The 13,309-nt window shown below is 64.4% G+C and carries 8 protein-coding genes; 3 read left to right on the forward strand and 5 right to left on the reverse strand.

What is annotated here, in order from left to right; translation table 11 throughout:
* Nucleotides 1–74: 74 nt before the first annotated feature.
* The 5 genes from zapE to typA all read right to left on the reverse strand — a co-directional run bounded on the left by zapE (nucleotide 75) and on the right by typA (nucleotide 9,326).
* Nucleotides 75–1,172, reverse strand: a complete 1,098-nt coding sequence (gene zapE, locus U5805_RS03180) for a cell division protein ZapE (protein ID WP_322101980.1) — start codon at nucleotides 1,170–1,172, stop codon at nucleotides 75–77.
* 137 nt (nucleotides 1,173–1,309) lie between these two features.
* Entirely contained in the window at nucleotides 1,310–2,740 is a 1,431-nt protein-coding gene (gene lpdA, locus U5805_RS03185; protein ID WP_322101981.1) for a dihydrolipoyl dehydrogenase, read from the reverse strand.
* Between the two features lie 167 nt (nucleotides 2,741–2,907).
* Nucleotides 2,908–4,191, reverse strand: coding sequence for a 2-oxoglutarate dehydrogenase complex dihydrolipoyllysine-residue succinyltransferase (gene odhB / locus U5805_RS03190; protein ID WP_322101982.1), 1,284 nt, complete (start codon nucleotides 4,189–4,191; stop codon nucleotides 2,908–2,910).
* Nucleotides 4,192–4,298: 107 nt separating this feature from the next.
* Nucleotides 4,299–7,163, reverse strand: a complete 2,865-nt coding sequence (locus U5805_RS03195; RefSeq protein ID WP_322101983.1) for a 2-oxoglutarate dehydrogenase E1 component — start codon at nucleotides 7,161–7,163, stop codon at nucleotides 4,299–4,301.
* A 336-nt stretch (nucleotides 7,164–7,499) separates the two neighbouring features.
* Nucleotides 7,500–9,326 carry a translational GTPase TypA gene (gene typA / locus U5805_RS03200; RefSeq protein ID WP_322101984.1) on the reverse strand — a complete coding sequence of 609 codons (1,827 nt, stop codon included), beginning with the start codon at nucleotides 9,324–9,326 and terminating at the stop codon, nucleotides 7,500–7,502.
* A 446-nt stretch (nucleotides 9,327–9,772) separates the two neighbouring features.
* Between typA and U5805_RS03205 the strand changes: the two genes are divergently transcribed.
* From U5805_RS03205 to U5805_RS03215, 3 genes are all read left to right on the forward strand, one after another.
* Nucleotides 9,773–10,279: a MarR family winged helix-turn-helix transcriptional regulator gene (locus tag U5805_RS03205; protein ID WP_322101985.1), complete on the forward strand. Its 507-nt coding sequence runs from the start codon at nucleotides 9,773–9,775 to the stop codon at nucleotides 10,277–10,279.
* A gap of 86 nt (nucleotides 10,280–10,365) precedes the next feature.
* On the forward strand, nucleotides 10,366–11,982 hold the full coding sequence (locus U5805_RS03210) for an efflux transporter outer membrane subunit (protein WP_322101986.1): 1,617 nt from the start codon (nucleotides 10,366–10,368) through the stop codon (nucleotides 11,980–11,982).
* Between the two features lie 48 nt (nucleotides 11,983–12,030).
* Complete coding sequence (locus tag U5805_RS03215) at nucleotides 12,031–13,263, forward strand: EmrA/EmrK family multidrug efflux transporter periplasmic adaptor subunit (protein ID WP_322101987.1); 1,233 nt, start codon at nucleotides 12,031–12,033, stop codon at nucleotides 13,261–13,263.
* The last annotated feature ends 46 nt before the right edge of the window (nucleotides 13,264–13,309 follow it).

The following is a 13,309-nucleotide window of genomic DNA, read 5'->3' on the forward strand; positions in this document are numbered from 1 at the left end:
ATATCAGACGACTCCGAATCTTGAAAAAGGCAATGCGCCACATTTTTACGATAACCGGCGGCGCCCGGCGAGGCTCAGGTCAGCGCCGTATCGACGATCCGGCGCGGCGTTTCGAGATACTCCTTCGACTGCATTTCGACGATGCGCGACACCGTGCGCGTGAACTCGCTGGCCATCGGTCCTTCGACATAAAGCTGCTCGGGCGGCACCGCGGCCGACATCAGCAGCTTGACCTTGTGGTCGTAGAACACGTCGATGAGCCAGGTGAAGCGGCGCGCTTCCGACTGCATGCGCGGCGTCATCTGCGGCACGTCGGAGAGAACCACGGCGTGAAAGCGGCTCGCCAGTTCGAGATAGTCGTTTTGCGAGCGCGGGCCGCCGCACAGCGTCGCGAAATCGAACCAGACCACGCCGTCGGCCTTGCGCAGCGCCTTCAGCTCGCGCTTTTCGATATGCAGGATCGGGCTTTCGTCGGGCACGGCGGCGAGTTGCGCGAACGAGTGGCGCAGCGCCTTGTCGGCCGCCGCGCCGAGCGGCGTGTGATAGACCTCGACCTGGGCCAGCGTGCGCTGACGATAGTCGATGCCGGCGTCCACGTTCAGCACGTCGAGCTTGCTCTTGATGAGCTCGATGGCGGGCAGCATGCGGTCGCGGTGCAAGCCGTCGGGATACAGCAGATCGGGATCGTAATTCGACGTCATCACGAACTGCACGCCGTTCTTGAAGAGGCCGTCCAGCAGCCGGTACAGGATCATCGCGTCGGCGATGTCCGAAACGTGGAATTCGTCGAAGCAGATCAGGCGGTAGCGCTTCGCGATGCGGCGCGCGAGTTCGTCGAGCGGATCGGCCTGCCCTTTCAATTCTTCGAGTTCGCGATGCACCTCGCGCATGAATTCGTGGAAGTGCAAACGCGTTTTGCGCTGCACCGGCACGACCGCGTAGAAGCTGTCCATCAGAAAACTCTTGCCGCGCCCCACGCCGCCCCACATGTACACGCCGCGCGGCAATTCGGGCCGGTTGATGAGCTTCCAGAACGCGTTCGAGCGGCGCGACTTGTATTCGACCCATTCGTCGTAGCACCGTTGCAGCCGCTCGATCGCGACGCGCTGCGCCGCATCGGGCTTGTATCCGCGATTCTGCAGTTCTTTTTCGTAGTATTCGGTGACGTTCATTTCGTGGGCCGCCGGGCGGTCGATGCGAGCGAAAAAAAGAAAGGCGGGTGGGATCGAACCCAACCGCCTCTCGGTGATGCCAAGTCAAGCGGAGCCGGGCGCAAACCGCAACGGTCCTGCGCCCTGCCCGCGCGCGCTTACATGTTCAGCGCGCGCTTGTCGGTTGCGAGCGCGGCTTCGCGCATGACTTCGGAGAGCGACGGGTGCGGATGGCAGATGCGGCCGATGTCTTCGGCGGCCGCCTTGAATTCCATCGCCACCACGGCTTCCGCGATCAGGTCCGATGCGTTCGCCGAGATGATGTGTACGCCGAGCAGTTCGTCGGTCCTGGCGTCGGCGATCATCTTCACGAAGCCGTCGGCCTTGTTGATGCCGAGCGCGCGGCCGTTGGCCATCATCGGGAACTGGCCGGTCTTGATCTCGCGGCCTTCGGCCTTGAGCGCCTGCTCCGTCTTGCCGACCCATGCGATTTCCGGCTCGGTGTAGATCACCCACGGAATGCAGTTGTAGTCGATATGCGGCTTCTGGCCGTCGATGATCTCGGCCACCAGCACGCCTTCGTCCTCGGCCTTGTGCGCGAGCATCGGGCCGCGCACCACGTCGCCGATCGCATAGACGTTCGGCACGCTCGTCGCGCAATGCTCGTTCACGTCGATGAAACCGCGCTCGTTGGCCTTCAGGCCGATCGCTTCGAGACCGAGGTTGTCGGTGTTCGGCACGCGGCCGACCGACACGATCAGGCGGTCGGCTTCGAGCACTTGCGCGTTGCCGTCCTTGTCCGTGTAGTTGATCGCGACGCTCTTGTCCGTGGCCTTCACTTCGCCGACCTTCACGCCCACGTGAATGTCGAGACCCTGCTTCTTGAAAAGCTTGGCGGCTTCCTTCGCGAGCGCCTGGTCGGCCGCGCCGAGGAATTCCGGCAGCGCTTCGAGCACGGTCACGTCCGCGCCGAGGCGGCGCCACACCGAACCCAGTTCCAGGCCGATCACGCCGGCGCCGATCACGGCCAGCTTCTTCGGCACCGTGTCGAACGAGAGCGCGCCTTCGTTGTCGGCGACAATCTTGTTGTCGACCGGAATGCCCGGCAGGTGGCGCGCCTTCGAACCCGTCGCGATGATGACGTTCTTCGCCGTGACGGTTTCCGTTTCGCCTTCGCCCGAGACTTCGATCTGCACGCCGGCTTCGTTCTTGCCGGTGAACTTGCCGTGACCCTTGAGCCACGTGATCTTGTTCTTGCGGAACAGGAATTCGATTCCCTTCGTCATCTTCTCGACGATGCTCTCCTTGCGGGCGAGCATCTTCGCGACGTCGATCTTGACGTCGCCCACGCTGATGCCGTGGTCGGCCAGATGATGCGAGGCATTCTCGAACTCTTCCGACGAAGCGAGCAGCGCCTTCGACGGAATGCAGCCCACGTTCAGGCAGGTGCCGCCGAGCTTGAGCGCGCCGGCCGGGTTCTTCCACTTTTCGATACAGGCAACCGACTTGCCGAGCTGGGCGGCGCGGATTGCCGCGATATAGCCGCCGGGGCCGGCGCCGATCACGACGACGTCGAATTCTTTGGACATGACTATCCTTTTGATGGCTAAGCGACGCGGCCGCGCTTCGCGGCGCGCGTGGCTTCAGTACTGCGCAAATGCGAGAGACTGGCTGCCTGACATACTGCCAGGCGTCATTGCCTATATCGCGACGGCGGGCGTGCTTTCAAGCCACGCGCGCCGTCGCGCACGGGCGATTACAGGTCGAGCAGCAGGCGGGCCGGATCTTCCAGCGCGTCCTTCATCGCGACCAGCGACAGCACGGCTTCGCGGCCGTCGATGATGCGGTGGTCGTAGGACATCGCGAGGTAGTTCATCGGACGGATCACGATCTGGCCGTTCTCCACCACGGCGCGTTCCTTGGTCGCGTGAACGCCGAGGATCGCCGACTGCGGCGGGTTGATGATCGGCGTCGAAAGCATCGAGCCGAACACGCCGCCGTTGGAGATCGAGAACGTGCCGCCCGTCATTTCCTCGATCGAAAGCTTGCCGTCCTTGGCCTTCTGGCCGAATTCGGCGATCTTCTTCTCGATGTCGGCGAGGCTCATCTGGTCTGCGTTACGCAGGATGGGCACCACCAGGCCGCGCGGCGAACCGACCGCGATACCGATGTCGAAGTAGCCGTGGTAGACGATGTCGTTGCCGTCGATCGACGCGTTCACGAGCGGGAACTTCTTGAGGGCGTGGACCGCGGCCTTCACGAAGAACGACATGAAGCCGAGCTTCACGCCGTGTTCCTTCTCGAACTTGTCCTTGTATTTGTTGCGCAGGTCCATGACCGGCGCCATGTTCACTTCGTTGAACGTCGTGAGAATGGCGTTGGTTTGCTGCGACTCGAGCAGACGCTCGGCGATACGCGCGCGCAGGCGCGACATCGGCACGCGCTGTTCCGGACGGTCGTTGAGCCAGTTCGCGGCCGATGCCGGCGCGCTGACTTGCGGCAGCGACGGCTTGGCGGCGGCAGGCTTGCCAGCCGGCGCGGCGGCCGGAGCGGCCTTGGGCGCGCCCGCGCCCAGCACGTCCTGCTTCGTGATGCGGCCGTCGCGGCCCGTGCCGGCGACGTCGCCGCCCGACAGGCCCTTTTCGGCCATCAGCTTGGTGGCGGCGGGCGAGGCAACGTTGCTGCTCGACGTCGACGCGGCAGCGGCAGCGGCAGCGGCCGGGGCAGCGGCCGGAGCGGCTGCGGGCGCGGCAGCCGGGGCAGCGGCGGCGGCCGGAGCCGCGGCGGCGCCAGCCTTGGCTTCCGTGTCGATCTTCGCGATCACTTGATCGGCCACGACGGTGTCGCCGTCGTTCGCCACGATCTCGGCGAGCACGCCAGCGGCCGGCGCGGGCACTTCGAGGACCACCTTGTCCGTTTCCAGTTCGATGAGGATTTCGTCAACCGCGACGGCTTCGCCCGGCTTCTTCTTCCACTGGAGCATCGTGGCTTCCGAAACCGACTCCGAAAGCTGGGGGACCTTGACTTCAACAATAGCCATGTGATTTTCCTGAATACGTATCTATGACGAACCGGGTCGCGCACGTGAGCGCGGGAAAGCGCGCGCAATAGGGGGCGCGCTTTCCCGGTTCGATTTGCTCGTTGTGCTTACTTGGCGACCTGCGCGCCCTTCAGGCGGCCGAACGCACCTTCGATCAGCGCCTTCTGCTGCTCGTAGTGCTTCGCGTAGTAGCCGACTGCCGGCGAAGCCGAAGCCGGACGGCCGCTGTACGCGAGCTTCTGGCCTTCCTTCATGCCTTCACGCAGATGGTGCTCGATGTAGAACCACGGGCCTTGATTCTGCGGCTCGTCCTGCACCCAGACCACTTCGGTCGCGTTGTCGTACTTCTTCAGCTCCGCTTCGAACTGCTTGTGCGCGAACGGATAGAGCTGTTCGATACGCACGATCGCAACGTCGTTCGCCTTGGTCTCGCGGCGATGCGCGACGAGGTCGAAGTACACGCGGCCCGAGCAGGCCACCACGCGCTTGACCTTCTTCGCGTCGATGGTTTCGTCCACTTCGCCGAGCACCGGCTGGAACGAACCCTTCGCGAGTTCCGACAGATCCGACACGGCTTCCTTGTGACGCAGCAGCGACTTCGGCGTGAAGACGATGAGCGGCTTGCGGAACAGGCGGATCATCTGGCGGCGCAGCAGATGGAAGATCTGCGCCGGCGTGGTCGGCTGAACGACCTGCATGTTGTGCTCCGCGCACAGTTGCAGGAAACGTTCGATGCGCGCCGACGAGTGCTCCGGGCCCTGACCTTCGTAGCCGTGCGGCAGGAGCATCGTGAGACCCGAAACGCGGCCCCACTTCACTTCGCCCGACGAGATGAACTGGTCGATCACGACTTGCGCGCCGTTCACGAAGTCGCCGAACTGGCCTTCCCACGCGACGAGCGTGTTCGGCTCGGCGGTCGAATAGCCGTACTCGAAGCCCAGCACCGCTTCTTCCGACAGCACCGAGTCGATCACCGTGAACTGCGCCTGGTTCTCGCCGATGTTCTGCAACGGAATGTACGTGCCGTCGTTCCAGCGTTCGCGGTTCTGATCGTGCAGAACGGCGTGACGGTGCGTGAACGTGCCGCGGCCCGAGTCCTGGCCGGTCAGACGCACGGCGTAGCCCGAAGCGACCAGCGAAGCGTACGCGAGATGCTCGCCCATGCCCCAGTCGAGCTTCGCTTCGCCCTTGCCCATCGCGCGGCGGTCGTTGATGACGCGCTCGACGAGCGGGTGAACCTTGAAGTTCTCGGGGATCGTGGTGATGCGTTCGGCGAGGCGCTTGAGTTCCGCGAGCGGCACGGCCGTATCGGCGGCGTCGGTCCATTTGCGGTTCAGGAACGGCACCCAGTCCACCGCGTACTTGCTCTTGTAGTTCGAGAGCACCGGGTCGACCGTGTGGTGGCCTTCGTCCATCGCGGCGCGGTACGCCTTCACGTAGTTGTCGCCGTCTTCCGCCGTGATCACGCCCTGCTGCACGAGCTTTTCAGCGTACAGCGCGCGCGTGCCGGGGTGCTTCGCAATGGTCTTGTACATCAGCGGCTGCGTGACCGCCGGCGTGTCCTGCTCGTTGTGGCCGAGCTTGCGGAAGCAGATGATGTCGACGACGACATCCTTGTGGAACTGCATGCGGAATTCGACCGCGAGCTGAACGGCCAGCACGACCGCTTCGGGGTCGTCGCCGTTCACGTGCAGCACCGGCGCTTCGATCATCTTGACCACGTCCGTGCAATACAGCGTCGAGCGCGCATCGCGCGGGTCCGACGTCGTGAAGCCGATCTGGTTGTTGATGACGATATGCAGCGTGCCGTGCGTGCCGTAACCGCGCGTTTGCGCGAGGTTCAGCGTTTCCATCACGACGCCCTGGCCCGCGAAGGCCGCGTCGCCGTGGATCTGCACCGGCAGAACCTGGAGACCTTGCTCGTCGCCGCGGCGGTCCATACGGGCCTTGGCCGACCCTTCGACGACCGGGTTGACGATTTCGAGATGCGACGGGTTGAACGCGAGCGACAGGTGGACCGGGCCGCCTTCGGTGGCGACGTCCGACGAGAAGCCCTTGTGATACTTCACGTCGCCTGCCGGCAGGTCGTCGACGTGCTTGCCTTCGAATTCGGCGAAAAGGTCCGCCGGCATCTTGCCGAGCGTATTGACCAGCACGTTCAGGCGGCCGCGGTGGGCCATGCCGATGACGATTTCCTGCACGCCCTTTGCGCCGCCGTGACGAACGACTTCGTCCATGGCCGCGATGAAGCTTTCGCCGCCTTCGAGCGAGAAGCGCTTCTGGCCGACGTACTTGGTGTGCAGGAAGCGCTCGAGGCCTTCGGCTGCCGTCAGGCGCTGAAGGATGTGCTTCTTCTTGTCGTTCGAGAAGTTGGGCGTCGAGCGGATCGACTCGAGACGCTCCTTCCACCAGCGCTTCTGTTCCGGATCGCTGATGTACATGTATTCGGCGCCGAGCGTGCCGCAATACGTGTCGCGCAGCGCCTTGACGATCTCGCGCAGCGTGGCGCGCTCGAAACCGAAATAGAGGTTCGTGGCGCTGAACGTCTGGTCCATGTCGGCTTCGGTGAAGTCGTAGAAACCAGGTTCGAGTTCGGGGATGGCCGGACGCTCGCGACGCTTCAGCGGATCGAGGTTGGCCCATTGCGAGCCGAGAAAGCGGTAGGCGCCAATCAGGGACTGAACGTAGACCTGCTTGCGTGCCGTGGCGAGATCCTCGCCGCCGCCCTTCGGCACGAAGGCATTGGCCTTGGCGCGCTGGGCGAACGACTCGACGATCGGCCCGTGGGCGATGTCGTTGTCGGCCGTGCCGCTCGACGACGGCACGTTTTGCAGTGCGTCGAAGTATTCGCGCCAGGTGTCCGGGACCGACGCGGGGTTGTCAAGATATGCTTCGTATAGCTCTTCGACATACGGAGCATTGCCGCCGAACAGATACGAGTTCAGCTGGAATTGCTTCATTGTTTCCGACATTTACGCTCACCTTTCTTCGCGCTTCGCGAGAAATAGCGGGTTACTCAACCTTCCGCGCCACGGCCTGACCGTTTAGCGGATTGCGAATCAAGTCTGCTTGGAAGGACCTAAATCATGCATCCGCGGAGTATAGCGCATATGCGCAAGTCCCCATAGGACGCAATGTGACCGAACATCGCATGAAAGCCTTTCAAATCGGGCCTTTGCGGCGTTCGCAACACTCTCTTCCCGCACTGCGATGCAATCCCCGCCGGACGCAAAAAAGCCGCCCATGGAGCGGCGGCTTTCCTGATTGCCTGTTTGCATTGCAACGCGCAAAAAAGAGCAAAAGCCAAATTACTCGGCGCCCGCTTCGCGGCTCGCGCGGCGGCGCTCGTGCTCTTTCAGATGACGCTTGCGCAGGCGGATCGACTGCGGCGTGACTTCCACGAGTTCGTCGTCGTCGATGAATTCCACGGCGTATTCGAGCGACATCTGGATCGGCGGAACCAGACGCACGGCTTCGTCGGTGCCCGAGGCGCGCACGTTGGTGAGCTGCTTGCCCTTGATCGGGTTCACGACGAGGTCGTTGTCGCGGCTGTGAATGCCGATGATCATGCCTTCGTACAGCGCGTCGCCCGGCTTCACGAACATGCGGCCGCGATCTTGCAGCTTCCACAGCGCATAGGCGACGGCCGCGCCGTCGTCCTGCGAGATCAGCACGCCGTTGCGGCGCTCGCCGAGCGAGCCTTCCTTGACCGGGCCGTAAGCGTCGAACACGTGGCTCATCAGGCCGGTGCCGCGCGTGAGCGTCATGAATTCGCCCTGGAAGCCGATCAGGCCGCGCGCCGGAATGCGGTATTCGAGACGCGTGCGGCCGCGGCCGTCCGACGCCATGTCGAGCATTTCGCCCTTGCGGCGGCCCAGTTCTTCCATCACGCCGCCCTGGTGGCCGTCCTCGACGTCCACGGTCAGCAATTCGTACGGCTCCTGCTTCACGCCGTCGACTTCGTGCAGCACCACGCGCGGACGCGACACGGCCAGCTCGTAGCCTTCGCGGCGCATGTTTTCGATCAGGATGGTCAGGTGCAGCTCGCCGCGGCCCGACACTTCGAACGTGGTTTCGTCGCCGGTGTCCTTCACCCGCAGCGCGACGTTGTGGTTCAGCTCCTTCGTGAGACGGTCGCGAATCTGGCGGCTCGTCACGAACTTGCCTTCCTTGCCGGCGAGCGGCGAGGAGTTCACGAGGAAGTTCATCGTGAGCGTGGGCTCGTCCACCGTGATCATCGGCAGCGCTTCGGGGTTGTCCACCGCGCAGATGGTCGCGCCGATACCGATGTCTTCGATACCGTTGATCAGCACGATGTCGCCGGCTTCGGCCGATTCGACCTGCACGCGCTCCAGGCCGCTGAATGCCAGCACCTGGTTGATCTTGCGGTTCATGACCTGACCTTCGGGGCCGAAGCGCAGCGCCACCGGCTGGCCCGGCTTGATGCGGCCGCGCTTGATGCGGCCCACGCCGATACGGCCCACATACGCCGAATAGTCGAGCGAGGTGATTTGCAGTTGCAGCGAACCTTCCGGGTCGGCGTCGCGCACGGGCACGTGTTCGAGCACGGCATCGAACAGCGGGCGCATGTCGCCTTCGCGCGCGTCCGGCGAAAGCGAGGCGTAGCCGTTCAGGCCCGAGGCGTACACCACCGGGAAGTCGAGCTGGTCTTCGGTCGCGCCGAGCTTGTCGAACAGGTCGAAGGTCTGGTTGATCACCCAGTCGATGCGCGCGCCCGGGCGGTCGATCTTGTTGACGACCACGATCGGCTTCAGGCCGAGCGCGAGCGCCTTCTTCGTGACGAAGCGCGTTTGCGGCATCGGGCCTTCCACGGCGTCGACGAGCAGCAGCACCGAGTCGACCATCGAGAGCACGCGCTCCACTTCGCCGCCGAAGTCGGCGTGGCCCGGGGTGTCGACGATATTGATGTGCGTGCCTTCGTACTCGACCGCGCAGTTCTTCGAGAGAATCGTGATCCCGCGCTCTTTTTCGATGTCGTTCGAATCCATGACGCGTTCGGCGATCTGCTGGTTGTCGCGGAACGTGCCGGACTGGCGCAGCAGTTGGTCGACGAGCGTGGTCTTGCCGTGGTCGACGTGGGCGATGATGGCGATGTTGCGAAGGGCGCGGGACATAGGAACCTGGGTACAGTTGAGTGCGCCGCCGGACGGGCGTTTCGGTCCATTTCGGACGCGTCACGCGGGCGGGCTTCGATGACGCACTTTTGGGAACCTGAAATTATAGCACGCGCAAGTGAAATGATCCTGCGCAAGCCGTTCGACGCGCGCACTGGAACTAAATGGCCTTGCATTGGCAGCGCGCTGGCAGCCCGCTTTGAGGACCGGCTTCCCGTCGATAACGCCGCGTCGCACGAGGGACGCCGTCCCGTCCCCGCATCCGAATTGTCAGAAAACACCGCGCCGACGCGCCTGTCGCCGCGGATTTTCTCATGCTTATTCGATATGAATTAAGACCCTACGCTGCAAAGGTTTCTCGGCAAAGGCAGAATAAAACCCTTGTCGCGGCAACTACCGCACCCTATACTCCCTGCCTGGTCAACCATTGCAGTCGCAGCTGAATCATGACGGATCCGACTCCCTCGCTGCCTCCCGAAGTGCTCGACTACGACTTCGGCGAAAGCGTCGGCTACCTGATTTCCCGGGTGAAATCGACGCTGTCGAACATGATTACCCAGCGCACGGTCGCGGAACTGGGCGTGACGAGCCAGCAAGCCAGCGTGCTTTTCATGGTGGGCAGCGGCAAGTGCCTGCTCGCCGCGGAACTGGCGCGCGAATACGGCATCGACGCGAGCGCCGTCACGCGGCTCGTGGACCGGCTGGAAAAGCGCGGGCTGCTCGAACGCGTGCGCAGTTCCGAGGACCGCCGCGCGGTGCGCCTCGCGCTCACGCCGGAAGGCTCGGGCATCGCGGCGCGCATGCCGGGGATCTTCCAGAACGTCACGGAACAGATGTGCAACGGCCTCTCGCCCGAGGAAGTGGGCTTTCTGAAGAACATGTTGCGGCGGGTTCTCGCCAATAGCTGCGAAGCTGTGCAAAACGCGAGCCAGAATCCGCCGGCCAATTCGTGACGGGGCAAGCAAATTTGAATTTGTCGGACAGAAAAATAGCTGCATCGTCCAGCATCACATCACCTTCTCAAGCAACGAGACGAGCAATGACATCCCAAACCGAGTTCGCGCCGGCGGCGCGGGCGCTGTCCGGCCGGGCGGCGTTGGCGGCCGCGGTCGCGGCGCTTGCCCTGTCGGGTTGCGCGAACTACGTCGGCATTCATAGCGACAAGACCATCGCGCAGCCGCAGCAATTCGAAACTTCGCAAAGCGTGCCCTCGCAAGGCGGCCAGTGGCCCACGCTCGACTGGGCCGCGCAGTTCGGCGACCCGCAACTGCCGAAGCTGATCGACGAGGCGCTCGACGGCAATCCGACCATCGCGCAGGCGCAGGCGCGCATCGCCCGCGCGTCGTCGTATATCGAAACCTCGAAGTCGGCGCTCGCGCCGAAGGTCAACGCCAGCTATTCGTGGACGCGCGAGCTGTACTCCGCGAACGGCTTGTTCCCGCCCCCGTACGGCGGCAGCTGGTATAGCGAGAACAACGTGCTCGCGAGCGCCTCGTGGGATCTCGACCTCTGGGGCAAGAATCGCCAGCGTCTCGCGCAGGCGGTCTCGCAGCAGCGCGCCGCCGAAGCCGACATGCAGCAGGCGCGCATCACGCTCGCCGCCTCGGTCGCGCGCACCTACAACCAGCTCGCGCAGCTCTACGCGCTGCGCGACATCGCCGCGCGCGAAATCCAGAATCGCCAGACGATCGGCACCATCACGAACGGCCGCGTGGTGGCCGGTCTCGACACCAACGTCGAGCGCCAGACCGCCAACGGCAATATCGCGACGAGCCAGGCGAATCTCTCGCAGATCGACGGCCAGATCGAAAGCGTGCGCTATCAGTTGGGCGCGCTGCTCGGCAAGGGACCGGACCGCGGCTTGCAGATCGCGAATCCGGTGATCAACCCGAACGCCAAGGTGGCGCTGCCCGACAATCTGCCCGCCGATCTCGTCGCGCGCCGCCCCGATATCGTCGCCGCGCGCTGGCAGGTCGAGGCTTCGATGCACGACGTGAAGGAAGCGAAGGCCGAGTTCTATCCCGACGTGAACCTCGCGGCCGGGATCGGTTTCGATGCGTTCGGCTGGGGCAAATTCCTCAATTTCACGAGCCGCCAGATGAACATCGGGCCGGCCGTGCATCTGCCGATCTTCGACGCGGGGGCGTTGCGCGCGCAGCTCAAAGGCCGCTATGCCGATTTCGAAGGCGACGTCGCGTCGTACAACCAGACGCTGATCGGCGCGTTCCAGGACGTGGCCACGCAGGTCTCCGCGATCCGCTCGTCCGACAGGCAGATGGTCGATGCGCAGAACGCGCTCGACGCTTCGGCGAAGGCGTATCAGCTCGCCGTGATCCGCTACCGGGCGGGGCTTTCGCCGCAGCTTCAGGTGCTCAGCGCCGACCAGAACCGCCTCGCCGCCGAACAGACGGTGACGAACCTCAAGTCGCAGCGCACCGATCAGCAGATGGCGCTGATCAAGGCGCTCGGCGGCGGTTTCGACGCGCAAGGCGCGGGCCTCGCGCCGCCGGCGCAGGTCGGCAGCGAAGCCGCGCAAGGCGCCGATGGCGCGGGCGCGGCGCCGAACGCCCCGCAAGGCCAGAGCGACGTGAACGGCGCGCCGTGGCGCGGCGCCTATGTGAAGGACGCCAGGACCGCGCAAGCCGCATCGAACTAAGCCATTAATAAAGCACCGCCAAACACGCAAGAACCCGGAGATCCTTCCATGAGCACCCCCCAGCAGCCGGCCGCCAATCCGCAGCCGAACGCGAACAGCGGCAAGCGCAAGCGCATGATGACGCTGCTCGTCCTCGTGATCGTGATTGCAGCCATCGCTTACGGCCTCTACTACTTCCTCGTCGCGCGCTTCACCGAAGGCACCGACGACGCCTACGTGAACGGCAACGTCGTGCAGATCACGCCGCAGGTCACGGGCACCGTGATCGCCGTGAAAGCCGACGACACGCAAACCGTCAATATCGGCGACCCGCTCGTGCTGCTCGACCCGGCGGACGCGCGCGTCGCGCTGGAGCAGGCCGAAGCGAACCTCGCGCAGACGGTGCGCCAGGTGCGCGGCCTGTTCGCCGACGACAGCCAGTACCAGGCGCAGGTGGCCGTGCGTCAGGCCGACCTCTCGCGCGCGCAGGACGATCTGCGCCGCCGCGTGCAGGTCGCGCAGACGGGCGCCGTCTCGCAGGAAGAAATCTCGCACGCCCGCGACACGGTGCGAAGCGCCGAAGCCGCGCTCGACGCCGCCCAGCAGCAACTCGCCGCGAACCGCGCGCTCACGGCCAACACGACGATCGCGAATCATCCGAACGTCGAAGCCGCCGCCGCCAAGGTGCGCGACGCGTATCTCGCCAACGCGCGCAACACGCTGCCCGCGCCGGTCACCGGTTACGTGGCGAAGCGTTCGGTGCAGGTCGGCCAGCGCGTCTCGCCGGGCACGCCGCTCATGTCGGTGGTGCCGCTGAATGCCGTGTGGGTCGACGCGAACTTCAAGGAAGTGCAACTGAAGCACATGCGCATCGGCCAGCCGGTGGAAATGACGGCCGACGTGTACGGCTCGGCGGTGACGTATCACGGCAAGGTCATCGGCTTCTCGGCCGGTACGGGTTCGGCGTTCTCGCTTCTGCCCGCGCAGAATGCCACGGGCAACTGGATCAAGGTAGTGCAGCGTCTGCCGGTGCGTATCTCGCTCGATCCGAACGAACTGCAACAGCATCCGCTGCGCATCGGCCTGTCGATGCAGGTCGACGTGAACATCAAGGACGACGGCGGCAGCCAGCTCGGCAACGCGCAGAACACCGTCTATCAGACCGACGTATTCGCAAAGTACGGCGACGAAGCCAACGCCGAAATCGCGCGCATCATCGCCGAAAACGCGGGCCCGAATACGAACCGCGCGGCAAGCAACGCGGCGCAGGTCTCGCCGGCCCGGACCGGCGCCAAGAGCTGATGCCGCGCACGCAGGCGCGAGCGACGCAACACCCGGCACATAAAAG

Source organism: Paraburkholderia sp. J41 (assembly GCF_905220235.1).
Lineage (GTDB): Bacteria > Pseudomonadota > Gammaproteobacteria > Burkholderiales > Burkholderiaceae > Paraburkholderia.